The sequence below is a fragment of the Streptomyces sp. NPDC087420 genome, from assembly GCF_044744165.1.
Classification (GTDB): domain Bacteria; phylum Actinomycetota; class Actinomycetes; order Streptomycetales; family Streptomycetaceae; genus Streptomyces.
The window spans coordinates 250,046-276,180 of sequence record NZ_JBIUXU010000013.1; the positions used below are offsets into that span (position 1 = coordinate 250,046).

The following is a 26,135-nucleotide window of genomic DNA, read 5'->3' on the forward strand; positions in this document are numbered from 1 at the left end:
TGAGAGGGCGAGGCGGCGGGGCGGGAGGCGCCGCCCCGGCGCGACGGGGGGCCGCATCACCGCCGTACCCGGCCCGGTTCGTCCACAGGGTGTGGATGAACCGGACGGTGTACGGGAGATCCGCCGGACAGGCCCTAGCCCGGGGTCACCAAGCGCGCCTCGTACGCGAACACCGCCGCCTGCGTGCGGTCGCGCAGGCCCAGTTTCACCAGGATGCGGCTCACGTGCGTCTTGATCGTGGACTCCGCCACCACCAGGTGCTCCGCGATCTCCGCGTTCGACAGGCCCTGGGCGATCAGGACCAGCACCTCCGTCTCCCGTTCCGTGAGGTCGCCGACGCGGGCCAGGACCGGGGGCCTCGGGGTCTCCGAGAGCTTCGAGAACTCCGTGATCAGGCGGCGCGTCACCGTCGGGGCGAGGAGGGCCTCGCCCGAGGCCACCACCCGTACCCCGTCGGCCAGTTGACGCGCCGACGCGTCCTTCAGCAGGAAGCCCGACGCGCCCGCCCGCAGCGCCTGGTACACGTACTCGTCCAGGTCGAACGTCGTCAGCACCAGCACCTTCGCCGCCGCGTCCGCCGCGACGATCTCGCGGGTCGCCTCGATCCCGTTCAGCTCCGGCATCCGGATGTCCATCAGGACGACGTCCGGGTCCAGGGCGGCGACCTGGGTGACCGCCTCGCGCCCGTTCACCGCCTCGCCCACCACCTCGATGTCCGGCATCGCGTTCAGCAGGACCGAGAAACCCTCGCGGACCATCACCTGGTCGTCGACGATCAGCACTCTGATGGTCACGCCGCGTCCCCGTCCTTCACGGCGGCCACCGGGATGAACGCGGCGACCTCGTAGCCGCCGTCCTCCTGGAGATCCGCGGTCATCTCACCGTTCAGCATCGTCACACGCTCCCGCATCCCCGTGATGCCGTGACCCGCCCCCGGCGACTGCTTCACCAGCCCGCGCGGCGGTGTGTTCACGATCCGCAGCCCGAGCCCGCCGAGGACGTAACTGATCTCGACCCGTGCCGTCGACCCCGGCGCGTGCCGCAGCGCGTTGCTCAGTGCCTCCTGCACGATCCGGTACGCCGACAGCTCGACGCCCTGCGGCAGCTCCCGTACCGCGCCCGTCACCGCCTTCTCCACGGTCAGACCGGCGTCCCGCACATTGCCCAGCAGCCCGTCGAGGTCGGCGAGCGTGGGCTGCGGGGCGTCGGGCGCCTCGTAGTCCTCGGCCCGTACGACCCCGAGGACGCGGCGCAGCTCGGTCAGCGCGGCGACGGCGTTCTCGCGGATCGTGACAAACGCCTTCTCCAGCTCGGGGGGCGGATTCTCCACCCGGTACGGCGCGGCCTCGGCCTGGATCGCCACCACCGACATGTGGTGGGCGACGACGTCGTGCAGCTCACGGGCGATGGTGGTGCGCTCCTCCAGCAGCGTGCGCCGGTCGCGTTCGACGGCCGTGACGCTCTGCTGGATCGCGACCTCCTGCTCCGCCTCGCGGCGGACGTGCAGGACGGTCACGGTCAGCAGCACCAGCGCGGAGAGGAAGAGCATGGTGGGGACGCTGGTCGAGCCCCCGCCGTACCCCCCGAGGAAGACCGTGGCGAACGCCCCGTAGACCGCCGTGAGCACCCACAGCCAGGCGGCGGTGCTGGGCCTGGTGCGCAGTGCCACCACCGTGATCACGAGGAGGTACCCGGCGAAGGCGCCGGCTGTCCAGGGCCAGGTGTCGTACCGCCCGCCGAGCGCGCCCAGGACGGCGGAGACCGCGAGGGACAGCCACCAGGCGCCGACGGGCCTGACCAGCGTCATCAGCAACGGGATCGCGGGGAGGACACCGAGGAGCGAACCTTCGTCGGACACGCCGATGAAGCAGACCATGAGCGCGGCCAGCACGACGACGGCGTGCGGCAGCCAGGCGGCGTACTCACGTATCCGGCCGGGCAGCCGACGGATGATCCGGCCGTCCGTCCGCCTGGGCTTGAGCGGACGATAGGCGAAGGCGTCGTGGAAGAGGTCCTCGCGCAGGCCGCCGATCGCGTCCATGGCGAGGCGGAACTCGGGGCTCCGGGTCTTCCCGGTCTCTGTCTCGGTCACACTGCCAAGGTAGGCGGAGAGCCGCCCGGGGTCGTCACCACCGAAGCGGATCCCGGCGGGTCCGTCGCAGGTACTACGGGGGTACGTGGAGGGCGGACGCGGGCGGGGGTCTGTCGGCCGGGAGCACCATGTCGCCTGATGCGGGGGCGAGTCGGCGCGGGGGCGCGTGCCCGCTGGGCGGCAGGGCGGGCGGCGGTACGCGCGGGGCGGGCGGTGACGACGTTCACAGGGGGTGGGGTGGCCGGGCGGTGCGGTGCGCGACGGCCGGGCCCGTGGCGTCCTGGCTCGGTTCGCGCGGGTGCGGGGCCTGTCGGCGGCGGAGCCCCGGCCGCCTCACCACGCCAGCTGTGCGATCTCCTCCGCCACCACCGCGCACGCGTCCGCCGCCGGGTCGATCAGGGGGAAGTGGCCCACGTCCGGCAGCACGGTCAGGCCCACCGTCTCGCCCGCCTTCGCCGCCGCGTCCACATATGCCTCCGCCACCTCGTACGGCACGGTCAGGTCGGTGCGGCCCTGCACCACGGCCGTCGCGATGCCCGTCGGCAGCAGGGCCGCCGGGTCGGCGCTCGGCCGGCGCTCCTCGAAGCGGTCCTCGCCGCCCAGCAGTTGGACGATGGCCCCGCCGCACACGTCCAGCTCCACCGCCCGCGCGAGGTCCGCGATCGGTGCGAGCGCCACGACCCCGCGCAGCGGTGGCGGGTGCGGCAGTCGCCAGGGTGAGCCCTCGGGGAGTACATGGCGGGCCGACGCCCACAGCGCGAGGTGGCCGCCCGCCGAGTGGCCGGTCACCACGATCCGGCGCGCGTCGGCCTGCGGCACGGCGGCCGTCACCAGCGCGGGCAGCGCGTCCATCGCGGCGGCCACGTCGTCGAACGTCTCGGGCCAGCGGCCCGCCGCCGGCCGGTCCGCGTCCGCCTCAGGGGCGCCCGTGCCCTGGTGCGGGATGCCCGGGCCGCGCCGGTACTCCACGTTCGCCACGGCGAATCCCCGGCGCGCCAGGAAGTCCGCGAACGGCGTGAGGTGCGCGCGGTCGTACCGCGCGCGCCAGGCGCCGCCGTGGAACACGACGACGAGCGGGACCCGTTCCTGGTTGCCCCGGGGCGCGTAGAAGTCGATCACCTGATCGGGGTGGTCGCCGTACGCGACGGTCGCGTCGGGCGGGACGACCGGGTGGGAGAAGGCCGACTCGGTCTCTGCTGCGTCACGAACCACGGGATCGTGCGCGCCGGGGTCCGGCATGGTGCTCCAACCTCTAGGTACAGGCTGCGAATTGACCTGATCAGCCGGGACGGTACCAGTCGGACCCGGAGTCGATCACATCCCCGGGCACCGCCCCGTACGCCATCCGCCGAACGGCAGCCGCGTCACCCGCCGGCAGGCACCTCCGCCGGCACCTCGGCCAGTACCTCGCCGAGCACCCGCGCCGCCCGTTCCGCGTCCGCGAAACCCACGTACAGCGGCGTGAAGCCGAACCGCAGCACGTCCGGCCTGCGCAGGTCGCCGACCACCCCGCGCGCGATGAGCGCGTCCATCACCGCCGGGGCCTCGGCACAGCGCAGCGCGACCTGGCTGCCGCGTTCGGCGTGCGCCGACGGGGTCAGCGGGCCGACCCGCCCCGCCGGGGCGTACGCCTCCACGCACTCCAGGAAGAAGTCCGTGAGCGCCAGGCTCTTCGCCCGTACGGTCTCGATCCGCACCCCGTCCCAGACGTCGAGCGCCGCCTCCAGCGCCAGCATCGAGAGGATGTCGGGCGTACCGACCCGCCCCCGCGTCGCGCCCTCGGCGGCCTCGAACTCCGCGGCCATCGCGAACGGGTCGCTGTGCGAGGTCCACCCGGGCAGCGGGGAGTCGAAAGCGGCCTGGTGGCGCTGGGCGACGTACAGGAAGGCGGGCGAACCGGGGCCGCCGTTCAGGTACTTGTACGTGCACCCCACCGCGAGGTCCACACCGTGCGCGTCCAGGCCCACCGGCAGCGCGCCCGCGCTGTGGCACAGGTCCCAGACGGCGAGCGCGCCGGCCTCGTGTACGGCGGCGGTGATCCCGGGGAGGTCGTGCAGGCGCCCCGTACGGAAGTCGACCTGGTTCATCAGCACGACGGCCGTGCGCGGGCCGAGCGAGCCCAGCAGCTCCGCCGGGTCGACGGGGACGAGCGGCTTGCCCGTCATCCGGGCGGCGGAGTGCGCGATGTACCCGTCGCTGGGGAACGTCGTGGCGTCGACCAGGATCTCGTCCCTCGCCGGGTCCGTGGGGTCGAGCAGGCGGACGGCGGCCACCAGGGCCTTGAAGACGTTCACGCTGGTCGAGTCGCCGACGACGACCTGTCCCGGTGCGGCGCCGACGAGCGGGGCGATCCGGTCGCCGATCCGCTCGGGCGCGGTCCACCAGTCGCCCTCGGTCCAGGACCGGATCCGCAGCTCGCCCCACTGGCGGCTGATGACGTCGCGCATGCGGTCGGGGACGTGGCGGGGCAGGGCGCCGAGCGAGTTCCCGTCCAGGTAGACGGAGTGGTCGTCGAGCGCGAACAGGGCGCGGCGGTCGGCCAGTTCGTCGGCCGCGTCGAGGGCGGCGGCCCTGGCGGCGAGGCCGGTCGCTTTCGCGGCGAGGGCGGGGAGCACGGCGGTACGGTCCGTACGGGTCGGGTCAGACATGGCTGCGGGCCGTCCAGAGCTCGGGGAACACGTTCTTGGTGGCGCGCTTCTCCAGCCACGCGACACCGGCCGATCCGCCCGTGCCGGTCTTGGAGCCCATCGCGCGCCGCGTCGCGACCAGGTGGTCGTTGCGCCAGCGCCACACCAGCTCGCCGACGTCCGTCAGCGCCTCGCCCAGCCTGATCAGCTCGGTGTGCTGGTCCGCGTCGGCGTAGACGCCGGCCCAGACCTGCTCGACCTCGGGCGACGGCTCGTACTTCCGCGAGAGGTCGCGCTCGACCACGGCGCCGGGCACGGGCAGCCCGCGCCGGGCGAGCAGCCGCAGCGTCTCGTCGTACAGGCTCGGCTCGTGCAGGGCCTTCTCCAGCTCGGCGTGGACGCGCGGGGCGCCCCGGTGCGGGACCAGCATCGACGCGGACTTGTCGCCGAGCAGGAACTCCATCCGCCGGTACATCGCGGACTGGAAGCCGGAGCCCTCGCCGAGGGCGCTGCGGTACGAGTTGAACTGCGCGGGCGTCAGCTGTCCGAGCGGCTTCCACGAGGCGTTCAGCGCCTCCAGCTCGCGTACGGACCGCTTGAGCGCGTCGACGGCCACCTGGATCCGGTCCTCGCGCAGGGCGCGGGACGCGGTCTCCCACTCGTGGACGATGACCGTGAACCACAGCTCCATGACCTGCGTGGTGACGAGGAAGACCATCTCGCCCGGGTCGTCGGAGAGGGGGTGCTGGAGGTGGGTGAGGACGTCCGCCTGGACGTAGTCCTCGTACGGGGTGGTGCCTGCGAAGTCGAGATGCGGGGTGTCCGAGTGCGGGGTGTCCGAATGCGAAGGGTCCGAATGCGGCGTGTCCGAACCCGCGGATCCGGAGGCATCGGGGGCGTGCGACATTGCTGTCTCCTCGATATTGCTACCGGGTAGCGGTCCGCCCCTTCCGTTTCGTCTCGGAGCTCCGGTCCCCTGTCCGCATCATAATCCGGCTCCCGCCGCACGGCTCCGCCAGGCCACAGGAGCCCCGTCGGGCCAGGTCGGCGCCCCCCGCCGAGGACGGCTCAGGCCAAGGGGCCCGAGAGGTACGTCCCCTTCCTGTCGTACGGCCAGGCGTTCGCCCGGCAGCCGTCCAGGCCCTTGATCTGCTGCATCATCACCGGCGCGGGCCGGCCGGGGCCCGGACAGGCCAGATGCCGGCGGATGCCGATCTCATGGCCGATCTCGTGGTTGATGATCAGATGCCGGTAGTCCGAGGCAGGCCCGTCGAAGGTGGGCGAGCCCTCCGTCCAGCGCCGCAGATTGACCACCACGCCCTCGGAGGTCTCGCAGTTCAGCTCGCCGTGGGTGTCGAGCCCCTCGGCCCGGCAGAGCCGGTCGGCGGTGGCCGGGGTGGCGATCCTGACGACGAAGTCGGCGTCCGAGGAGACCAGCTGGAAGGCGCCGCGCCCGTGCGCGGCCCAGCTGCGCGGGTCGGCCAGGATGTGCTGGATCTCGGTGGCCGCCCTGTCGGCCGACAGGCCCGTACCGGTCTCGACCTGTACGAGGTAGCGGCGCGGGGTGCCGGCGCCGACCGGGCTGCCCTCCGCCCGCGCGGTGGTGAACGTGGCGGGCTCGGGGCCGCGCTGCCAGGAGCCCAGCGAGGCGCCGGCGCCGATCAGGACCGCCAGGCAGAGACCGAACAGCAGCGCGCGGCCGCGCGGCCCACGGCGTTCACCCCTCACCACCGCCATGCACCTCAGTCCCTTCAGCACCGGAACTCGCACCGGAACTCGCACCGGAACTCGCACCGGAAATCAACGAAGACCCACCCCCGGAGAGACGGGGCGGGCCTTCGCAAGGTTGCTCGTTCAATGATTATCGAACCGCGATCAGCTCTCAGCGGACGAGCGGGACGGCTGCGAACCGCAGACAGCGCACGTACGGGCCTGGCTCAGCCCAGCGTGTCCGCGGCCAGCGGCGACGAGTCGCGCAGGAACGTCGAGCAGCGCTCGTACTCCTCCTGCTCACCGATCGCCTGCGCGGCCCGGCCGAGCGCGTGCAGGGCGCGCAGGAAGCCGCGGTTCGGCTCGTGCTCCCACGGCACCGGGCCGTGCCCCTTCCACCCGCTGCGCCGCAGCGAGTCGAGCCCGCGGTGATACCCGGTCCTGGCGTACGCGTACGACTCGACGACCCGCCCGCCCTCGAACGCGTCGTCGGCGAGCCGGGCCCAGGCCAGCGAGGAGGTCGGGTACTTCGCGGCGACATCGGCGGGCGAGGTCCCGTTGGCGAGCAGCTCGCGCGGTTCGGGATCGTCGGGCAGTTCGGTGGGGGGCGGCCCCCCGAGAAGATCTTTGTGAATGGCCATGCCTACAGTCTGCCTTGCCCCGCCGGGCCCCCGCCCCGATCGGCGGCCTTCCCCGCGGACCGCCTCACCGGCCGCCGTCCGTCGCCGGACGATCGCCCGTGCCACCCTCCCCGCTCCGCCGCGGTTCCAGCCCCCGCACCGGCTCCAGCGGCGGCGAGGACAATCCGCAGTGGATCCTGCACTCGGGCTGCTCGTGCCCGTCCGGCGCCCCCGCCGCTCCCGCCGCCACCTTCGGCGTCCGTACGGTCAGGAACGCGATCACCGACCCCACCACCAGGATCCCCGCGCACCACGGCATCGACGTCCGGAACGTGTGGTTGAACTCGGTCGCCGACCGGAACGCCTCCGGGCTCGTCCCCGCGATCAGCGGCAGCGCCGCCACCGCGAGCAGGCCCGCCGCGCGGGCCGCCGCGTTGTTGACCCCGCTCGCCAGGCCCGCGCGCCCCACCTCCACCGACGCCAGCACCGTCGCCGTCAGCGGCGCGACGATCGTCACCATCCCCAGGCCCAGCACCAACAGCGCCGGCAGGATGTCCGCGACGTACGAGGCGCCCTGGCCCACCCGCAGCATCAGCAGCAGCCCGGCCGCGCACAGCAGCGGCCCCACCGTCAGCGGGATGCGCGGCCCGATCTTCCCCGCCAGCTCCCCCGACCGCGCCGAGAACAGCAGCATCAGCGCCGTGGTCGGCAGCAGGGCCGCGCCCGCGCCCAGCGCCGAGTACCCCACCACCACCTGGAGCTGGAGCGAGCCCAGGAAGAAGAACCCGCCGAACGCCGCGTACACGCACAGCGTCACCAGGTTCACCGAGGTGAACAGCCGGGACCTGAAAATCGACAGCGGCAGCATCGGATCGGGCCTGCGGTGTTCGTACAGGACGAAGCCGACCGCGACCACCACGCCCGCGATCCCCGACCACAGCTCCTTGGCGATCAGCGCGTACGTCACCAGCGCCAGCGCCCCCGCGCCCAGCACCGCGCCCGTCACGTCGAACCGGCCGTGGTGCGCCGGGTCCCTGGACTCCGGCGCGTGCCGCAGCGCCACCGGCACACAGATCGCCGCCAGCGGCAGGTTGATCAGGAACACCCAGCGCCAGCCGGGCCCGTCCACGAGATAGCCGCCGAGGAACGGCCCGACCGCCGCGCCCACCCCGCCGAGCCCCGACCACACCCCGACGGCGCGCGCCCGGTCGTCCGGGTGGAAGCTCCCCTGGATGATCGCCAGGGATCCCGGGACGAGCAGCGCCCCGCCGATGCCCTGCAACGCCCGCGCGAGGATCAGCAGGTCGGCGGTGGGCGCGATCCCGCACAGCAGCGAGCCGATGCCGAACCACACGACCCCGACCACAAAGATCCGCCGCCGCCCGTACCGGTCGCCGAGCGAACCACCGAGCAGGATGAGCGCGGCCAGGGTGAGCGTGTACGCGTTGACGGTCCACTGGAGGGCCGCCAGGTCGGCGTTGAGATCGTCCCCGATGTGCGGCAGCGCCACGTTGACGACGGTCCCGTCCAGCAGGGCCATGCTGGAACCGAGCACCGTCGTGAGAATGATCCAGCGGCCCTGGGCCGAGGACAGCCTGATCTCCATACCCGGATCATCCCCGCCAGGGAGTCAGGTGGCGAGCCTGCCGAGCGCACGGATCAGCGCGTCGGCACCCCGTTCCGCCTTGGCGCGCGGACAGCCCACGTTGAGCCGTACGAATCCGTCGCCGCCGGCCCCGTACGTCGAGCCCCGCATGATCGCGACCTTCTCGCGCTCGACCAGCTCCCGCTGGAGCGCGTCGTCGTCGATCCCGAGGGGGCGCAGGTCGATCCAGGCGAGGTAACCGGCCTCCGGCGGACGCCAGTCGAGCTGTGGGAAGGCGGCGTTCAACCGCTCGGCGAGCAGGAGGAGGTTCTGTTCGACGTACGCGTTGAGGGCGTCCAGCCAGGGGCCGCCCTCGCGGTACGCGGCGATGTGGGCGGTCAGGGCCAGTACGGCGGGCGATTCGAGCCCTTCGCCGGTCGCCATCCTGCGGACGAAGGCGGCGTGGTCGGCGGGGTCGCCGACGATGCCGTACGAACCGCTCAGCGCGGGGAAGTTGAAGGCCTTGGAGCCGGAGGTGATCAGCGCCCAGCGCCCGGATCCGAAGCGGGTCCAGGGGAGGTGGTGAGCACCGGCGGTACCGGTCGTACGGGAGCCGGCGGGGTCGGGGTCGTCGCGGAGAAAGTCCTTGTGCGGGAAGTCCGCGTGGATCTCGTCGCTGATGACCGCGACCCCGTACACCTCCGCCAGCCGCGCGAACTCCCTCAGCTCGTCCTCCGTCCACACCCGCCCGGTCGGGTTGTGCGGCGAGCAGAGCAGCAGCACCTTGCTGCCGGGCCGGGCGAGCTGCCGCTCCAGCGCGGCCGTGTCGCCGACCGGCGCCCCGCGCAGCTCGCGGCCGAGGCCCGATATCGCCTTGAGGAAACCGTCGTACGTCGGGGTGTGGACCACCACCCCGTCCCCCGGCCCGGTCCACATCCGCAGCAGCTGCGAGAGCTGGTTGAGCACGGACGGCGCGTACACCAGCCGGTCCGTGTCGATCGCGGTGTTGTACCGGCTCGCGAACCAGTGCCGTACCGCCGACAGGAAGTCGTCGTTGCGCCAGTCCGTGTAGCCGAGCACGCCGTGCGCGATACGGCGGTGCAGCGCGTCCAGCACCACCGGCGGCGACGCGAAGTCCATGTCGGAGATGGTGAAGGGCAGCATCCCGTGGGCCGCCGCGGCGCCGAAGCGGTCCGCGACGCCGTCCCACTGCACGGACCAGGTGCCGGTGCGGTCGATGGCGGTGTCGAAGTCGAAGTCCACGTGGCCCATGGTGAGGTCCCTCCGGGCATGACGCGGGCCCGGCATCGTGTGGGATACCGGGCCCGGAGTGCTGAGCCGGTGCCTACTACTTGATCTTCGTGCCCGAGGAGCGCAGCGCGCCGCACGCCTCGGTGACCCGCGCGGCCATGCCGCCCTCGGCGAGCTTGCCCCAGGTGCGGGGGTCGTACGTCTTCTTCGAGCCGACCTCGCCGTCGACCTTCAGCACACCGTCGTAGTTCCGGAACACGTGGTCCACGACGGGCCGCGTGAACGCGTACTGGGTGTCGGTGTCGAGGTTCATCTTCACGACGCCGTTCTCCAGCGCGGTGGCGATCTCCTCGGCCGAGGAGCCCGAGCCGCCGTGGAAGACGAAGTCGAAGGGCTGGCTCCCCGCAGGCTTGCCGTACTTCGAGGCGACGCCCTCCTGGAGGTCCTTGAGCAGCTCCGGGCGGAGCACGACGTTGCCCGGCTTGTAGACGCCGTGCACGTTGCCGAAGGACGCGGCCAGCAGGTAGCGGCCCTTCTCGCCCAGGCCCAGGGCCTCGGCGGTACGCAGCGCGTCCTCGACCGTGGTGTAGAGCGAGTCGTTGATCTCGTGGCTGACGCCGTCCTCCTCGCCACCGGTCGGGGTGATCTCGACCTCAAGGATGATCTTGGCGGCGGCGGCCTTGGCCAGCAGCTCCGAGCCGATCTCCAGGTTGTGGGCGAGCGTCTCGGCGGAGCCGTCCCACATGTGCGACTGGAAGAGCGGGTTACGGCCGGCCTTCACGCGCTCGGCGGAGACCTCGATCAGCGGACGGACGTACGTGTCGAGCTTGTCCTTGGGGCAGTGGTCCGTGTGCAGCGCCACCGTGATGTCGTACTTCGCGGCGACGATGTGGGCGAACTCGGCGAGCGCGACCGCGCCCGTCACCATGTCCTTGTTGTACTGACCGCCCAGGAACTCCGCGCCACCGGTGGACATCTGGATGATGCCGTCGCTCTCGGCCTCCGCGAAGCCGCGCAGCGCGGCGTGCAGGGTCTGGGACGAGGTGACATTGATGGCCGGGTAGGCGAACTTGCCTGCCTTCGCCCGGTCGAGCATCTCGTTGTAGACCTCGGGGGTTGCGATGGGCATCGGGCCGCTCCTTGTGATGTGCGGGTGTGAGGACTAGTCCCTGACCGGGGGCATGTCGTGGGGCGACGTCATCGTCGGCCCCATCTTTCCAGACTCTTGTGGTGGCTCCACCCTGAGCGGGGGCTGTTTCACGTGAAACAGCCCCCATGCCCACAAAAGGCCAGGTCACGGCAGGTAACAGACACCCCAGGAGCCTCAGGCCAGATCGAGATCGACCGTCGTGTACGCGTGGAGGTACGGGAGTCCCGCCTCCCGCACCGTGGCAGCCGCGCCCCGGTCCACGATGACGGCGACCGCGACGACCTCGCCGCCCGCTTCCCGTACCGCTTCCACGGCGGTCAGCGGGGAGCCGCCGGTGGTGGACGTGTCCTCGACCACCAGGCAGCGGCGGCCCTTGACGTCCGTGCCCTCGATCCTGCGCTGCATGCCGTGCGCCTTCTGCGCCTTGCGGACCACAAACGCGTCCAGCCGCTTCCCGCGCGCGGCGGAGGCGTGCAGCATCGACGTGGCCACCGGGTCGGCGCCGAGCGTCAGCCCGCCCACGCAGTCGAAGTCCAGCCCGGCGGTGGTCTCCAGCATGACCTGGCCGACCAGCGGCGCGGCGTGACCGTCCAGCGTGATCCGGCGCAGGTCGATGTACCAGTCGGCCTCAAGACCCGAGGAAAGGGTCACTCTGCCGTGCACCACGGCGATGTCCTTGATCTGCTGGAGCAGTTCAGCGCGTACGTCAGTCATGGTCACGAGCTTAGACCGGCGGTGTCACGGCCCCTGTCGGGTGCGCTCAGAGCCGCTGCCAGCTCCACTTCGCCGACACTTCCAGCGGCTCCAGCGGGGTGACCAGGCGGGGCACGGTGTTCAGCCCGTTCGGCGGGCCCGACTGCGGTTCGACGCAGACCGCCTCGTCCTGCTCGTCGTAGACGACCACCCACTCCTCGCGGCTGGTGACCTTCAACCGCAGCTGTCCCGGCCAGGTCAGGGTGACGTCGACGCCGTCGGGCATCCCGAAGCAGTCGTCCCAGGGGCCCGGCACCGGCTCGATCCGGCGGCCGGTGGGCAGCGAGTTCTCGCCGCGCTCCTCCTGCCAGGCCGGGCTGAAGTCGAGGTGGACGTCACCGTTGCCGAGGTTGCGCCGGAACCACGGGTGCCAGCCGGCCTGCGCGGGGAACGACGAGTCGTACGTCTCCACCCCCATCGTGAGGATCAGGGAGTCCTCGGCCAGCTCGAAGGTCTGCGAGACCCGTCCGCTGTACGGCCAGGGCTCGGTCAGGTCGTAGCTGAACGCCGCCCTGCTCTCCGTGGCCGCCGCCCGGCCCTCGGTCTCGACCCCGCTCGTGCGGGCGACCCGCCAGCTGGTGTCGCGGCCGGTGCCGTGGATCGCGTGCGCGCCGGAGTTCAGCGGCATCTGGTGCACGACATCGCCGGTGCGGAACTGGCCGTTCTCGATCCGGCCGCACCACGGCACCATCGGGAAGCAGCCGAACCGCTCGCCCTGGCGCAGCAGTTCCGCTCCGTCGATCCGCAGGCTGCTGATCCGGCAGCCGTTCTCCGGGTCGATGGTCAACTCGGCGTTGCCGGCTTTCAGTCGGATGCTCTCATCGCTGCTAGTCACCCTCCGACACTACTTGCGCCGCCGCAGGACACGCCCGACGACCACCGCGGAGGCGAGGGCGAGCGCGGCGGCGGGCGCGATCCACCGGAGCGTGGCGCCGACGGCCCCCGCGGCCTCGGGGGCGGGCACGGGGGCGTACCGGCCGCGCGGCGGCGCGTGGTCGACCTCCTCGGCGCTGCGCCCGATCATGGTGCGGCGGGCGTGCGCGGCCTCGGCGGGGGGCTCGTCGGGGACCAGGAAGTCACCTTCGCCGGCGGTGGTCTCGCCGTCGAGGGGCACGTCGAGCGGGGCGTCGGGGGGGCCGTCGAGGGCCGATGGGGGTACGGAGGCCCCGAACCCACTGCCGGCGTCGGCATCGGGGTCGGGGTCGACGGCGTCCGGGCCGGCGTCGTGGTCGCCGTGGGCGTCCTGGTCGTCGTCAGCGTCCTGGTCGTCGTCGGCGTCGGCGTCCTGGTCGTCGTGGGCGTCGTGGTCGTCCTGGGCAGGCGGCAGCGGGTCGGCGGCCTTGTCGGCGGACGGCGGGGGCGCGGGCTTGTCCGGGGCGGCGGGCGTCTCCGAGGGCTCAGAGGGCTCAGAGGACTCGGGCGCCCCCGAGGAGAGCCCGGCGGACCCCGTCCCCTCCGGCGCCCCGGCCGACTCCGGCGTCACGGCTTCTTCCGCCAAACGGGCGGCGAACCGGTTCAACAGCCGGTGCGCGGCCGCCGTGGCCGCCTCCGAGGGCAGCTCCGCGAGGCGGCCCTCGGCCCGCGAGGCGCCGGTGAAGACGAGCGTCGTGCCGTCCGGCGCGTCGGTCAGCCGCAGCGTGAGCGTCAGCTTGGCGGAGCCCGTTCCGCGGATCTCCGTACCCTCGGCCCCGGCGGTGAAGACACCGTCCGCGCCCTCGGTCAGCGTCAGCGCGCCCCGGTAGGTGATGGTGTGGCCACCGGCCCGGACCTTGAGCCGCCCGGCGAGCGCGCCCGCGGCGGCGTCCGCGTCCTGTTGGAGTCCCGGTACGCAGCGGGCGACGCGGACGGGGTCCCGCAGCGTCTGCCGGAGGGTCTCTGCCGTCACCGGAACGAACACCTCATGCTCCATGGGAACCGAGCCTACTCAGCCGGGCCGGGTAGAGCGCCCCCAAGCGACGAACCGAGTCCGTACGAGTGCGGTTCCCGGCTTCCACCCCCACCGACCACGCCCTCGCCCCCGCCCACCCGGCCGCCCCCCGTCACCCACCCGACCGGCCCGGTCCCCGCCTGGACAGGCCCCCTCACTCCCCGTACCGCGGATGCACCAACGTCGACGCCGGCAGCCCGCCCACGCGGGAGCCCGCCGCCTCCCGGGCGTCCGAGGCCAGCTCCGACCGGGTCAGCGAGCGGAGATGAGGGGCTCCCGGCGCGAGGCCCAGGCGGGGCGGGCGGCCCCTCGCGGCCAGGACCAGGCCCCAGTCGCCCGTCGCCGGGCGGCCGCCCCTGACCCGGTCGGGGCCCGCCGTGAAGCGGGTGAGCCGGCCCTCCGCACGGTAGGGGCTCGTACCGAACCCGGCCGCCCGGAGGGTCGCGTCGACCGTCCAGTACGTACGCGGCTGGGCCGTCGGCGAGCCCGCGTGCACCGCCAGCCGGCCGCCGTCCGCGAGGACCCCGCGCGCGAGGCCGTAGAACTCCTCCGAGTACAGCTTCGTGCTGGCGGTGATGCCCGGGTTCGGCAGGTCCGAGACGATCACGTCGTACGTCTCGCCGCGCCGCCCGCGCAGCCAGGCGAACGCGTCCGCCGTCACCACGCGCAGGCGCGGGTCGTCATACGCGTGCCCGTTCAGCTCCGACAGGGCCGGGTCCGTACGGGCCAGCCGGACCACCCCGGGGTCCAGCTCCACCACCGTGACGGCGCGGACGTCCCCGTACCGCAGCGCCTCCCGCGCGGCCAGGCCGTCGCCCCCGCCCAGGACCAGCACCCGGCCGTGCGGCCCGCGCATCGCGGGGTGCACGAGCGCCTCGTGGTAGCGGTACTCGTCGCGGCCGCTGACCCGCAGGCGCCCGTCCAGATACAGGTCCAGCGGCTCGCCGCGCCCGCCCGTCAGCACCACCTCCTGGACCTCCGTGTGTACCGCGACCCGCACCCGGTCCCCGTACACGGCCCGGCGCGCGGCCCGCTCGAAGTCGTCCACGAGCACCGCGGTGGTCGCCAGCACGACCAGCACCAGGACGTTGACGATCACCAGCAGCAGCCGGGAACGCGGCGTCAGGTCCCGGCGGAAGACCCACAGGACGAGCGCCCCGCCCGCCAGCGCGTTGACCGCGCCCGTCAGCAGCGCTCCGGTCAACTGGCCCAGCCACGGCAGCAGCAGGAACGGAAAGGCGAGACCGCCGACCAGCGCGCCCACGTAGTCGGCGGCGAACAGGTCCGCGACCGTCCCGCCCGCGTCCTGCCGGGAGACGCGCTGGATGAGCGTCATTAGCAGCGGGATCTCCGCGCCGATGAGGACGCCGATGGCGAGCGAGAAGGCGACCAGCGCGAACCGGGACTCGCCCACCCACGCGAAACTCGCGTACAGCACCAGCGCCGAGCAGCCCCCCAGCAGCGCGAGCGCGGCCTCCACCAGCCCGAACCCGACCGCCGCCCAGGGCCGTAATCGCTTGGCGAGCAGCGAGCCGATGCCCATCGCGAAGACCATCACCGAGAGCACGACGGACGCCTGCGTGACGGAGTCCCCGATCAGGTACGAGGCGAGCGCGACCAGCTCCAGCTCGTACACCAGTCCACAGGCGGCGCAGATGAAGACCACCGCGAGAATCAGGAAGCGGCCGGCATCCGGCCGCACGGGCAGCCGCGCCCCGCCCTGCGGCGGTCCGCCTGGGGGAGGCCCACCGTGAGGCGGTCCACCCTGCGGTGGCGAGGAGACGGACTGCTCGATCATGCCGTAACGCTACGTCACACCTACATGCCGGTTTGTCACCCACACGGGTGTAAAAAACGGCGCAAGCGTGTAACTACAGCGTGGCGGGCATACGGACCCCGATCCGGGTCCGTGTCACGACAAGCCGCCCCTCCTGGGGATAGGCGTGCCACGTACGCCACCCCAGCTGCCCCTTCTCGCGGTGCGCGACCATCGCGGTGAACGCGTGCGGGGAGCCGGGGAACGTCCCGGCCAGCCCGTTCGGGTGGTCGGTGACCAGCGCGAGCAGCTCCTGCGCGCGGGCCGCGAACTTGCCGGGCGACAGCGTCTCGACCCGCGCGGCGAATTCGTACTCCCACTCCCCCAGACGCTCGGAGACGCCGAGCGGCAGCGGTGTACTGCTGCCCGGGATGCAGGCGACGGTCTCGGAGCAGGTGCCCCGCTCCTCCTCCACGAGCACTTGGTGGGAGGCGCCGAGGAGCCTCAGCTGGAGTGTCGTACCGGACAGTTCGAGATCGAGGACGGCCAGGGCGGGAAGCGGCTCCCGGCCCAACGCCCAGGCCAGATCGGCGGCACGGGTGTCGGTGTAGGCGGTATTGAGGGTCGTGAGCATGGGTCGGCTCCGCAAACACGCTTGACGGGTGGACCGGGGGCGTCCCGGGAATGAGCGAATGGACTGGTGGGGAAGGTGGCCCGCCCGGCTTGAACGAGGACCGGGGGCTGGGGCTCTCCACAGCGAGGGAATCACGAACTACGCGGCACTCACAGCGTTTTTACCCAACTTGGCGGGGTTTCCATCCCCATGGGGGCTGCTCGGTTCAACTGTTCACCAGAAAACGAAGATGAAGTCAACGAACCGGTCAACATGGGTACTTCGGCTGCGCCGGGGCGCTGTGCGGTTGACGGGGCGGGAGGGGAAAGGGAGTTGTACGGGGGAGTCCGGCAGGCTCACACTCCCCGCACCGGGGGCCCCGGCGGTCGCACACTTCCCGGCAGAGGTGCGCCCCGCAAGGTGCCTCCGGCCAGGGGCACTTGCCCCCGGCAGCCCCCGGAGCCGCCGGCACCCCCGGCGCCCCTCGGCGCCGCCGGCACCCCCCCCCAGAGCCCCCTTCCCCCCGGCACGAAGGTGCCCGGTGGGCACCTGCTCCCCACCGGGCACCCACGGCCGCCGCGGACCGGCTGCCCCGTGTCAGCCGCCTCCGCCGTCAGCGTCCCCCGCCGTCAGCTGCCTCCCCCGCCGCATCCCCCGCCACCGCCGCACGACGATCCGCCGCCGCAGGAGGAACCCCCGCCCCCGCAGGACGCGCCGCCCCCGTCCCCACCGGCGGCGCCGCCCCCGGCCCACCAACTGCCTTCGGAGCGCTTCTTCTTGGCACCCTTCTTCTTCAGCGACGTCGAACCGCTCACGGCCGTCGTACGCCGCCGGTCGCGAGTGACACTCCCGACCACTGCCTTCACCGCTATCGCGATCACCACGAACACGACGAACGCGATCACCAGACCTGCCATGGCCCCCACCATCCTTCACTTCCCCCGAAGCGAGACCCTCGCGCCTTTGCGTGGCCGGCTCCGCTCCTGCCCGGCTTCTTGCGTCTACTGCGTTTCCTTCGATTCCTTCGTTTCCCGCGTGACAGGGATGTCCCCGCACGCCCCCACGCCCAAAGCCGAATTGAGCAACTCCAGAGGTTCGAACCCGATTCGCACACGCGCCCCGGGACCCGCTCGCTTCACCGGGCGAGCGCCGACAGCCGCTCCACCGCCGTCCCCAGCACGTCCGCCCGCTTGCAGAACGAGAAACGCACCAGCCAGGCCGGCGCGTCCGCGCCCACGTAGAACGCCGAGGTCGGGATGGCCACCACGCCGGCGCGGCCCGGCAGGTCGCGGCAGAAGTCCACGCCGTTCTCGTACCCGGCCGGACGTACGTCGGCCTGGACGAAGTAGCCCGCGTCCGCGCGGAAGGGGCGCAGGCCCGCCGCCGCCAGTCCGGTGCTCAGCAGGTCCCGGTGCGCGCGCAGGGTGCCGCGCAGCTCCGCCGCCCACTCCTCCACCGAGCCGAGGGCGAGGGCGAGCGCTTCCTGGTACGGCGTGCCCGAGGCGTACGTCAGGAACTGCTTGGCCGCGCCCACCGCGGCCACCAGCGGCGCGGGCCCGCAGACCCAACCGATCTTCCAGCCCGTCGTGTTGAAGGTCTTGCCGGCCGACGAGACGACCACGGTCCGCTCGCGCATCCCGGGCAGCGCGGCGACGGCCAGGTGGCGGACGCCGTCCTCGTACACGAGATGCTCGTACACCTCGTCCGTGATCACCGTCAGGTCGTGCGTACGGCACACGTCCGCGACCTCGGCCAGCTCCGCCGGGGTGAAGACCTTGCCGGTGGGGTTGTGCGGGGTGTTGAGGATCAGCACGCGTGTACGGGGGGAGACGGCGGCGCGCAGCGCGTCGGCGTCCAGCGCGAAGTGGTCCCCGTCGAGGGCCAGCGGGACGGCGACGAGCCGGGCGCCGGCGAGCCGGGCGTCCGCCGCGTACGCGTCGTAGCAGGGGTCGAAGGCGATGACCTCGTCCCCGGGGTCGCAGAAGGCCAGCACGGCAGCGGCGAGCGCCTCGGTCGCGCCGGTTGTCACGAGGACCTCGCCGACCGGGTCGTACGCGAGCCCGTACCGCCGCAGCTGATGGGCGGCGACGGCCTCGCGCAGGGCGGGGAAGCCGACGGCGGGCGGGTACTGGTTGTGGCCGGCGAGCACGGCGTCCGCCACGTCGCGCAGGAGGGCGGGTGGGCTGGGCAGCTCGGGGACGCCCTGGCCGAGGTTGATCGCGCCGGTGCTGCGGGCCAGTTCGGTCATCTCGGTGAAGATCGACGTACCCATGCCGCGTACGCGCCCGGCGGGCAGCCAGGCACGCGCACCGGCCTCCGCGTCCGCACCCACGCCCGCGTCCGCCCCCGCACCCGCGTCCGCGCCGACACCCGCACCCACGCCCAGATCCATGTTCACGCCTCTACCCATCCGCCGGTCCGCTGGTCCGCCCCACGATAGGCGGCGCAAAAAGCCCGACCGGGGGGGCGATCGTGGTGATCACGCCCCCGGCCGGGCTGTCGTTCCGCTACGGGACCTGCCTGCTGCCCCAGCGCTGTGACCAGCGCGGTAAGAGGACTCAGACGTCCTCGGGATCCTCGTCGCCCGGCGCGAGGCCGAACTGCTCAAGCAGCCACTTGTCGAACTCGATCGACGCGCGCACCCAGCTGACCGTGGACGACACGAAGTGCTCCAGGTTGACGCCCATGCTGATCAGCATCTGCGCCTCACCGATGAGGCGGATGGTGGGCGGACCGTCCCCCTCCTCGTGGATGTGGCTGTACACCTTGGGCCACAGCGTCCGGCGGTTCCAGTCGTCGATCGCGTCGAGGATCTTGTCCTTGTCCGTGATCGGGTGCGGCCGGTCGTAGAACGTCCGCACCGAGAAGACCTGCTGGTCGTCCTCGCCGCGGAACATGAAGTACGTACGGAATTCCTCCCACGGCGCCGCGAGGTCACCCTCGTCGTCGACGACGTACTTCAGCTCCATCTGTTCGAGAAGCTGCTTGACCAGATCCTGGTCGGGGACGACGGGGCCCGCCGGTCCTGCACCCTGCGGCTGGGGCGGTCCCCCGAAATTCGGAATCGAGGACGGGTCGATAGACATCGCTGGAAACTCCTGAGGATGGCGTGCGTGCCGTTGTCTCCCATCGACCCTAGTCGCGATAGCCGTTCGATGCGCTCACGGGTCAGTCATACGGTCCGTGAGCCGCCAAACGCCGGTCGACGGGTTGCGGGCGTGTTCCTCGCCGCTCGGGTCGAGCTTGCGGGCTCTGGCGGTGGCCTGAGCCACGTTGTCCCGGTATCGGGCGAAGTCGATGCGTGTCTTGTCGTAGGCCGGCACGTGCTTGAGCATCAGGGGCAGCGCGCGCGTATCTCGACCAGCTGCGTCGGCGAGCACGCCTTGCCCCGGACGACGACGGAGACGGCGGGGTTGCGCAGGTGATCCCGTAATCCTTGCAGGTACTGCCGCTCGGTCTCCTTGCTACCGCACACGACCAGCATCGTCCGTGCGGACCGCCGGACCGGGCCACGGCGCCGGCCAGAGCCCTCACGTGGAAATGACCTCGCCATGCGTCCCCCAGTACTTCTTGAGCATGTCCTCGAACGCCGTCTCCGGCAGCAGCGGCACAGCCCCGTAGCTGCCCGCGAGGTAGCGCCGCTCGAAGTTCTCCCCCTTGCGCGGCTTGAAGTCGCTGAGCGGGTAGAGCTCGGAGGCCCCGGTCGCGGGGTTCTTCTCCACGAACCACACCTGATCCCGCTGCAACACCTGGTCACCGAGCATGGTGCCGAGGAGGGACGCGTCGTGCGTGGTGAAGATCAGCTGGGCACCACGCGGGTTCAGCTCCGGATTCTGGAACAGGGAGACCAGCTTGGCCGTGAGCATGGGGTGGAGGCTGACGTCGACCTCGTCGACCCACATGGCCCGGCCCGCCAAGATCGCGGAAAGGCCTCCCGTCACCAGGGTCAGCCACGTCTTGGTGCCTGCCGATTCGGCATCGACGGGCAGTACGAAATCCTCGGTGCCGACGCGGTGAACGAATTCCAGCGACTCTGACTCCGCCACTTCGAAGGCGTCCTCTGGGTCGGCTCGCTCGCTCGGCGCGTCCGCCGGTCCGCGACGAATGCCGTGCACACCCAGGTCTGCCGCCGCCAGAACCTCCGCTCCGAGCGGCAGCCCCATGTTCGCGAACCTCTCGTAGGCTACGACCGCGAAAGCCCCCTCGGCGACCGTCTGCCGTGTGTTGTCATTGATGACCAGCGCACTGTGCACTGCGGTCCACACCTCGCTGAGCTGCCGGTGTGCCGACTGGGCGGCAGCGGAGAGGTAAAGGCTGTTGGGCCGCATGATCCGCTCGGCGACGACTCGCTCGCCCGTGAGCGTGGCGCCGTAGGCCATCACCGTCCGGGCACGCTCGAAGAGGACACGTCTGCGGCCCTTGGGGTATGCGTACAGCCACTCGGCGGTCACTTCGGCATCCGTGACGCTGAAGCCGTACACATGCCGCACGCCTTTCAACAGCAGGTCGACGGCGTAGGAAGACGCTTCCGCGCGGCTCTCGTGATCCAAGAGGAAGGGCCGTCGCGGTACGGGCCCGCCGGGCAACCATCTCGCCTGGGAATCACGTACGGCCTTCGTGAAGAATTTGAACGCGTCCACGACCGTCGACTTTCCCGAGGCGTTCGCACCGTAGATGGCAACGACCGGCACCGCGCCCCGCTCGTCCCCGTACACCGGTACAAGATTCAGCTCCTGCGGCTCGCGCAGAGAGCCGTGATTGGCGACACGAAAGCTCAGCAACATGCCTTAGCGCCTCCAAACAGCCTTGTGCGCAAGTGAACCGCCAGTTTCAATCTTTATCTGATGGCAGCTTCCTGCCCACGCACGTGGACAGGCCCACCACCCGGGTGGGTGACGGGCCCGTCAAAAGCCGACACGCGCTACAGCGTCTTCCCCGTCGGCGCGGATCCGGACTCCGTGGACTCCACCGCCTCCTCCGGACCCCCCGGTCCCACGATCAGGCCGTCGCCGAAGCGGGCCACCCTCACCGTGTCGCCGTCCGTGATCTCGCCCGCCAGGATCTCCTTGGCCAGCTGGTCGCCGATCGCCGTCTGGATCAGGCGGCGCAGGGGGCGGGCGCCGTAGGCCGGGTCGTTGCCCTCCTCCGCCAGCCAGGCCAGGGCCTCGGGGGTGACGTCCAGGGTCAGGCGGCGTTCCGCCAGGCGGGCGGCGAGACGGTCGATCTGGAGGCCGGCGATGTGGGCCAGTTCGTCCTTGGACAGGGCGGAGAAGACCACCAGGTCGTCCAGGCGGTTCAGGAACTCCGGCTTGAAGGAGGACCGTACGACCTTCAGGACCTGCTGCTTCTTCTCCTCCTCGCCCGTCAGCGGCTCGACCAGGAACTGGCTGCCCAGGTTCGAGGTCAGGACCAGAATCGTGTTGCGGAAGTCGACCGTCCGGCCCTGGCCGTCCGTGAGGCGGCCGTCGTCCAGGACCTGGAGCAGGATGTCGAAGACCTCGGGATGGGCCTTCTCCACCTCGTCCAGGAGGATCACCGAGTACGGGCGGCGGCGCACGGCCTCCGTGAGCTGGCCGCCCTCCTCGTAGCCCACGTAGCCGGGAGGCGCGCCGACCAGCCGGGCCACCGAGTGCTTCTCGCCGTACTCGCTCATGTCGATGCGGACCATCGCCCGCTCGTCGTCGAAGAGGAAGTCGGCGAGGGCCTTGGCCAGCTCGGTCTTGCCGACGCCGGTCGGGCCGAGGAAGAGGAAGGATCCGGTGGGCCGGTCCGGGTCGGCGATCCCGGCGCGGGTACGGCGTACCGCGTCGGACACGGCCTGCACGGCCTCGTGCTGGCCGACCAGGCGCTTGCCCAGCTCCTGCTCCATCCGCAGCAGTTTCTGCGTCTCGCCCTCCAGCAGCCGCCCCGCCGGGATGCCGGTCCAGGAGCCGACCACGTCCGCGATGTCGTCGGGGCCGACCTCGTCCTTGACCATCGTGTCCTTGGAGGCTTCCTGTTCGGCCTCCGCGGCCTCCTCCAGCTCGCGCTCCAGGCCGGGGATCTCGCCGTACAGCAGCTTGGACGCGGTGTCGAAGTCGCCGTCGCGCTGCGCGCGCTCCGCCTGGCCGCGCAGGTCGTCCAGGCGCTCCTTGAGCTCACCGACGCGGTTGAGGCCCTGCTTCTCCTTCTCCCAGCGCGCGTTCAGCCCGCGCAGCTCCTCCTCGCGGTCCGCGAGGTCGCGGCGCAGCTTCTCCAGCCGCTGCTTGGAGGCGGGGTCGGACTCGTTCTTGAGCGCCAGCTCCTCCATACGGAGGCGGTCGACGGCCCGCTGGAGCTCGTCGATCTCCAGCGGCGAGGAGTCGATCTCCATCCGGAGCCGGGACGCGGCCTCGTCCACCAGGTCGATGGCCTTGTCGGGCAGGAACCGCGAGGTGATGTACCGGTCGGAGAGGGTGGCCGCGGCGACCAGCGCCGCGTCCGCGATCTGCACCTTGTGGTGGGCCTCGTAGCGGCCCTTGAGCCCGCGCAGGATCGCGATCGTGTCCTCGACGTTCGGCTCGGCCACCAGCACCTGCTGGAAGCGCCGCTCCAGCGCCGCGTCCTTCTCGATCCGCTCGCGGTACTCGTCCAGCGTCGTCGCGCCGACCATCCGCAGCTCGCCGCGGGCCAGCATCGGCTTGAGCATGTTGCCCGCGTCCATGGCGGAGTCGCCGCCGGCGCCCGCGCCGACCACGGTGTGCAGTTCGTCGATGAACGTGATGATCTGTCCGTCGCTGCCCTTGATCTCGGCGAGGACGGTCTTGAGGCGCTCCTCGAACTCGCCGCGGTACTTCGCGCCCGCCACCATCGCACCCAGGTCCAGCGAAACCAGCCGCTTGTTCTTGAGCGATTCCGGCACGTCGCCCTTGACAATGCGCTGCGCGAGCCCTTCGACCACGGCCGTCTTGCCGACGCCGGGCTCACCGATCAGCACCGGGTTGTTCTTCGTACGGCGTGACAGCACCTGCACCACGCGCCGGATCTCCTGGTCCCGGCCGATGACCGGGTCGAGCCTGCCCTCGCGGGCGGCGGCGGTGAAATCGGTGCCGAACTTCTCCAGGGCCTTGTACTGGCCCTCCGGGTCGGGTGTGGTCACCCGGCGCCCTCCCCTTGCCTTCTCGAACGCGTCCAGCAGCTTCTTCGCCCCGGCCCCCTGCCGGTCCAGCACCTCCCCGGTCCGCCCGCCCTTCGCGGCGATGCCGATCAGGAGGTGCTCGGTGGAAAGGTATTCGTCGCCCAGCTCCTTCGCCCGCCGGTCGGCGTCCGCGATGACGGCCAGCAGCTCGCGGTTGGGCTGCGGGGGCGCCACGGTGGAGCCCGCGGCGGTCGGCAGGGCGGCCAGCAGCCGCTCCGTACCGGACCGTACCGCCGCCTGGTCCGCCTCGACGGCGGCCAGCAGATCGGTCACGTTCTCGTTGTCCTGGCCCGAGAGCAGGGCGAGCAGCAGGTGGGCGGGGGTCAGGTCGGCGTGTCCCGCCGCCACGGCCCTGCTGGTGGCGGCGTTGATGGCGTCCCGGCTCTTGTTGGTCAGCTCGGCGTCCACGGGCGCTTTCTCCTCCTCGCGCGGATCTCAAGCGGATCTCGACGCAGATCTCAACTATGACTGAGGTGTCGCAACTCTGTCGCAACTCTGACTGAGGCAACCTACGCAAAGTTGAGTCTATTCCACTCAGGGTCGCACGCCTACGCTTTCCGCATGGCTCATGACGTACTGCACCCCAGCCCCGAGTTTCTCGCGTTCTGGCGCGAGCGCCATCTGTGCACCCTGACCACCCTGCGGGCCGACGGCACGCCGCACGTGGTCGCGGTGGGGGTGACGTACGACCCGGAGGCCGGCCTCGCACGGGTCATCACCAACAAGAACAGCAGGAAGGTGGCCAACATCCTGGCGTCGGGCGCGGGGAGCGGCGCATCGGCCGCGAGCGGCGGCGCACGGGTCGCGGTCTGCCAGGTGCACCAGAGGCGCTGGGCGACCCTGGAAGGCGTCGCGACCATCCGTACGGAGCCGGAGGCCGTGGCAGACGCGGAGAGCCGTTACGCGGAGCGCTACGAGCGCGTTCCCGCGCCCAACCCGGACCGGGTTGTCATCGAGATCGCCCTGGACCGGGCGCTCGGTCGCGCGTGATCGTCCGGTCGGGGCCAGGGGGGTGCCCCGACCGGACGTGCCCGCACGCGGGCGGGGGGCACAGCGGCGCCATCGTGTTTCAGGTCCACGATGGCGCCGCTGTGTGGGGGAAGTGCCGGAGCGATTTACAACGACGGGGGAATCGCTCAGGCACTGCGGGGGGTGGCGAGGATGGTCTTGGGTTCGACCAGCTGGTGGTCACGCTGGTCGAGGTTCACGAAAATCATGTCGTACCGGATGGCACAGCGGACGGGCTGTGGGGCGCCCCTCGGCTTCCGCAGGCAACGGTAGGCCCGGACATCGTCGTCCTCCTCGCGTACTACGAGGATCGGCTCTCCGAACAGGGTCACTGTCAGCGAGTCGCCACGGTGCGGAATCGCCGTGACAAGGTCGATGAAGTGCCAGCCCGATCGGTAAGCCGTGGCCATCTCCCGCCGGAAGACCCGGTCGTCCGGCGGGACAGTCATGCGCCGGTGCCGACCGACGCGATACTCCAGCCGATGTCCTTGGGGGCCGAGCCCCAGCCGATGTCGCCGGTGTCCACAGTCCTGGCCGCGGACGTGCTGGCCGCGGACCCTCCAGGCGTGCTGATCCAGCCGATGTCTCCCCCGACAGCCAGCGCACCGAAGGCCAGAGCCGCAGAGAAAGCAGTGGCAACCACTGCGCGAAGCATTCTCTTGTACATGGTCGGCTTCGTCCTCACTTGATGGATTCCTCTTCCCCCGCCATGAAGACGATGTCCCACCCGGGCACACCAACGCCACCGGGTCGAGGCATCATGTTCCTGTATGTTCAGGACCCTGGGGGGTGGAGATTTGCCCGCAAGAGACACAAACCCGACACATCCCCATGCCATCACCGATATGTGTGATGAGGGCAGGCGGCTTTACGCCAGTGCGTTGCGGTCAGGACGCATCGCCAGGAGCGAAGCCGCGGCGGCTCCCTGCCTCATGGAATTTCCCCTCCTGCACCCCGATCCGGACGACGCCAACTGGCTTCGCCCAGTTCCACCCTCCGCCGCGCTCGCCCAGCGCCTCCATCCCATCGAGCGGGAGATCCAGGAGCGCAGGCATTTCGCGGTCGAACTGACCGACTCTTTCGAGCCGTTCATGACCATCAGCGCGCAGGACCCGCCCATCACCCACGCCATCACCGTTCTGGAGGGCGACAGCAGGATCAACGCCGCGCTCGACCTCTCCACCGCCGAATGCCGGACGGAAGTACTGACGGTGCAGCCGGGTGGCGGACGGAGCGCGCATGTGCTGGCGCAGGCCCTGGAGCGCGGCCGGGCGGTGGTCGACCGGGGCGTCAGCATCCGTACGCTCTACCAGCACACCGTCCGGCACAGCCAGGGAACCCTCGCCTACGCGGAACGGCTGGCCGAGGGCAAGGTGGAGATCAGGACACTCGAAGAACTCACCGAGCGGCTGATCATCTTCGACCGGAGCGTCGCGTACATTCCCGCCAGGTCCGACCGCCAGGTCGCCCTGGAGCTGCGCCACCCGGGGCTCGTGGACTACCTGGCCCAGGTCTTCGAGCAGCTCTGGCGGCGCGCCACGCCGCTCAACGAGCAGGTGGAGTACGAGCCGACCCCGGCCGGCATCACGGGTGTCCAGCGGACCATCGCCCAGCTCCTGGTGGAGGGGTACGTGGACGAGGCCATCGCGCGCCGGCTGGGGATGAACGTACGGACGTGCCGGGCGCACATCGCCAAGCTCGCCACCACGCTGGGCAGCGGCAGCCGCGCGCAGCTCGGCTTCCTCATCGCGAACTCGGGGATCCTCAAGCAGGAGCCCTGAGCACAAGCGGAAGCCCTGACCAGGAGACCCGGGAGAGACCGGGGGGATCCTGATCAGGGCGGAGCCTGGGGGGCCGTCCGTACGGCCGCCAGGACGTGCCTGCGGG

26 protein-coding genes are annotated in these 26,135 nt (G+C 71.5%); 2 read left to right on the forward strand and 24 right to left on the reverse strand.

Annotation, left to right across the window (positions count from 1 at the left end; all coding sequences use genetic code 11):
• Positions 1-134: 134 nt before the first annotated feature.
• From ACIO1C_RS27260 to clpB, 22 genes are all read right to left on the reverse strand, one after another.
• Entirely contained in the window at positions 135-794 is a 660-nt protein-coding gene (locus ACIO1C_RS27260; RefSeq protein WP_401867959.1) for a response regulator, read from the reverse strand.
• The gene (locus ACIO1C_RS27265; RefSeq protein WP_401868141.1) at positions 791-2,041 is read right to left on the reverse strand and encodes a sensor histidine kinase; all 1,251 of its coding nucleotides are present in this window, start codon (positions 2,039-2,041) and stop codon (positions 791-793) included. The genes ACIO1C_RS27260 and ACIO1C_RS27265 overlap by 4 nt, the downstream gene beginning before the upstream one ends.
• A 384-nt stretch (positions 2,042-2,425) precedes the next feature.
• Positions 2,426-3,331 (reverse strand): alpha/beta hydrolase, encoded by a 906-nt coding sequence (locus tag ACIO1C_RS27270; protein ID WP_401867962.1) that lies wholly within the window; start codon positions 3,329-3,331, stop codon positions 2,426-2,428.
• A gap of 125 nt (positions 3,332-3,456) precedes the next feature.
• Positions 3,457-4,740 (reverse strand): kynureninase, encoded by a 1,284-nt coding sequence (gene kynU, locus ACIO1C_RS27275; protein WP_401867965.1) that lies wholly within the window; start codon positions 4,738-4,740, stop codon positions 3,457-3,459.
• Positions 4,733-5,626 (reverse strand): tryptophan 2,3-dioxygenase, encoded by an 894-nt coding sequence (locus tag ACIO1C_RS27280; RefSeq protein WP_401867967.1) that lies wholly within the window; start codon positions 5,624-5,626, stop codon positions 4,733-4,735. The genes kynU and ACIO1C_RS27280 overlap by 8 nt, the downstream gene beginning before the upstream one ends.
• Positions 5,627-5,787: 161 nt before the next feature.
• Positions 5,788-6,456 carry a DUF3152 domain-containing protein gene (locus tag ACIO1C_RS27285; protein ID WP_401867970.1) on the reverse strand — a complete coding sequence of 223 codons (669 nt, stop codon included), beginning with the start codon at positions 6,454-6,456 and terminating at the stop codon, positions 5,788-5,790.
• 200 nt (positions 6,457-6,656) lie between these two features.
• Positions 6,657-7,070, reverse strand: coding sequence for a DUF3151 domain-containing protein (locus ACIO1C_RS27290; protein ID WP_161310685.1), 414 nt, complete (start codon positions 7,068-7,070; stop codon positions 6,657-6,659).
• A 64-nt stretch (positions 7,071-7,134) separates the two neighbouring features.
• Positions 7,135-8,655 carry an MFS transporter gene (locus tag ACIO1C_RS27295; protein ID WP_401867973.1) on the reverse strand — a complete coding sequence of 507 codons (1,521 nt, stop codon included), beginning with the start codon at positions 8,653-8,655 and terminating at the stop codon, positions 7,135-7,137.
• A gap of 24 nt (positions 8,656-8,679) precedes the next feature.
• Positions 8,680-9,906: a MalY/PatB family protein gene (locus tag ACIO1C_RS27300; protein ID WP_401867976.1), complete on the reverse strand. Its 1,227-nt coding sequence runs from the start codon at positions 9,904-9,906 to the stop codon at positions 8,680-8,682.
• 76 nt (positions 9,907-9,982) lie between these two features.
• Entirely contained in the window at positions 9,983-11,014 is a 1,032-nt protein-coding gene (gene fbaA / locus ACIO1C_RS27305) for a class II fructose-bisphosphate aldolase (RefSeq protein ID WP_401867979.1), read from the reverse strand.
• 195 nt (positions 11,015-11,209) lie between these two features.
• On the reverse strand, positions 11,210-11,749 hold the full coding sequence (gene pyrE, locus ACIO1C_RS27310; protein ID WP_401867982.1) for an orotate phosphoribosyltransferase: 540 nt from the start codon (positions 11,747-11,749) through the stop codon (positions 11,210-11,212).
• A 46-nt stretch (positions 11,750-11,795) separates the two neighbouring features.
• The gene (locus ACIO1C_RS27315; RefSeq protein ID WP_401867984.1) at positions 11,796-12,623 is read right to left on the reverse strand and encodes an aldose 1-epimerase; all 828 of its coding nucleotides are present in this window, start codon (positions 12,621-12,623) and stop codon (positions 11,796-11,798) included.
• Positions 12,624-12,632: 9 nt separating this feature from the next.
• On the reverse strand, positions 12,633-13,697 hold the full coding sequence (locus ACIO1C_RS27320) for an SRPBCC domain-containing protein (RefSeq protein ID WP_401867987.1): 1,065 nt from the start codon (positions 13,695-13,697) through the stop codon (positions 12,633-12,635).
• Between the two features lie 172 nt (positions 13,698-13,869).
• Positions 13,870-15,513 carry a polyamine aminopropyltransferase gene (locus ACIO1C_RS27325; RefSeq protein ID WP_401867989.1) on the reverse strand — a complete coding sequence of 548 codons (1,644 nt, stop codon included), beginning with the start codon at positions 15,511-15,513 and terminating at the stop codon, positions 13,870-13,872.
• A 73-nt stretch (positions 15,514-15,586) separates the two neighbouring features.
• On the reverse strand, positions 15,587-16,105 hold the full coding sequence (locus ACIO1C_RS27330) for a DUF2617 family protein (protein WP_167029704.1): 519 nt from the start codon (positions 16,103-16,105) through the stop codon (positions 15,587-15,589).
• 608 nt (positions 16,106-16,713) lie between these two features.
• Entirely contained in the window at positions 16,714-17,001 is a 288-nt protein-coding gene (locus ACIO1C_RS27335) for a hypothetical protein (RefSeq protein WP_401867993.1), read from the reverse strand.
• 218 nt (positions 17,002-17,219) lie between these two features.
• Positions 17,220-18,356, reverse strand: coding sequence for an aminotransferase class I/II-fold pyridoxal phosphate-dependent enzyme (locus ACIO1C_RS27340; RefSeq protein ID WP_401868144.1), 1,137 nt, complete (start codon positions 18,354-18,356; stop codon positions 17,220-17,222).
• 286 nt (positions 18,357-18,642) lie between these two features.
• Positions 18,643-19,170, reverse strand: a complete 528-nt coding sequence (locus tag ACIO1C_RS27345) for a YbjN domain-containing protein (RefSeq protein ID WP_401867996.1) — start codon at positions 19,168-19,170, stop codon at positions 18,643-18,645.
• Between the two features lie 75 nt (positions 19,171-19,245).
• Positions 19,246-19,419 carry a hypothetical protein gene (locus ACIO1C_RS27350; protein ID WP_401867999.1) on the reverse strand — a complete coding sequence of 58 codons (174 nt, stop codon included), beginning with the start codon at positions 19,417-19,419 and terminating at the stop codon, positions 19,246-19,248.
• A complete protein-coding gene (locus tag ACIO1C_RS27355) occupies positions 19,419-19,559 on the reverse strand; it encodes a hypothetical protein (RefSeq protein ID WP_401868001.1) in 141 nt (46 codons plus the stop codon). The genes ACIO1C_RS27350 and ACIO1C_RS27355 overlap by 1 nt, the downstream gene beginning before the upstream one ends.
• A gap of 55 nt (positions 19,560-19,614) precedes the next feature.
• Positions 19,615-20,868 carry an ATP/GTP-binding protein gene (locus ACIO1C_RS27360; protein WP_401868004.1) on the reverse strand — a complete coding sequence of 418 codons (1,254 nt, stop codon included), beginning with the start codon at positions 20,866-20,868 and terminating at the stop codon, positions 19,615-19,617.
• Between the two features lie 137 nt (positions 20,869-21,005).
• Complete coding sequence (gene clpB, locus ACIO1C_RS27365) at positions 21,006-23,648, reverse strand: ATP-dependent chaperone ClpB (RefSeq protein WP_401868006.1); 2,643 nt, start codon at positions 23,646-23,648, stop codon at positions 21,006-21,008.
• A 153-nt stretch (positions 23,649-23,801) separates the two neighbouring features.
• Here clpB and ACIO1C_RS27370 point away from each other — a divergent pair, with 153 nt between their 5' ends.
• Positions 23,802-24,230, forward strand: coding sequence for a pyridoxamine 5'-phosphate oxidase family protein (locus ACIO1C_RS27370; RefSeq protein WP_401868009.1), 429 nt, complete (start codon positions 23,802-23,804; stop codon positions 24,228-24,230).
• A gap of 146 nt (positions 24,231-24,376) precedes the next feature.
• On the opposite strand, the gene ACIO1C_RS27375 is transcribed toward ACIO1C_RS27370, so the two are convergent.
• Positions 24,377-24,697, reverse strand: coding sequence for a (2Fe-2S)-binding protein (locus ACIO1C_RS27375; protein ID WP_161310980.1), 321 nt, complete (start codon positions 24,695-24,697; stop codon positions 24,377-24,379).
• The gene (locus tag ACIO1C_RS27380) at positions 24,694-24,891 is read right to left on the reverse strand and encodes a hypothetical protein (RefSeq protein WP_401868011.1); all 198 of its coding nucleotides are present in this window, start codon (positions 24,889-24,891) and stop codon (positions 24,694-24,696) included. The genes ACIO1C_RS27375 and ACIO1C_RS27380 overlap by 4 nt, the downstream gene beginning before the upstream one ends.
• 127 nt (positions 24,892-25,018) lie before the next feature.
• On the opposite strand from ACIO1C_RS27380, the gene ACIO1C_RS27385 reads away from it, so the two are divergent.
• Complete coding sequence (locus tag ACIO1C_RS27385; RefSeq protein WP_401868014.1) at positions 25,019-26,029, forward strand: helix-turn-helix transcriptional regulator; 1,011 nt, start codon at positions 25,019-25,021, stop codon at positions 26,027-26,029.
• The last annotated feature ends 106 nt before the right edge of the window (positions 26,030-26,135 follow it).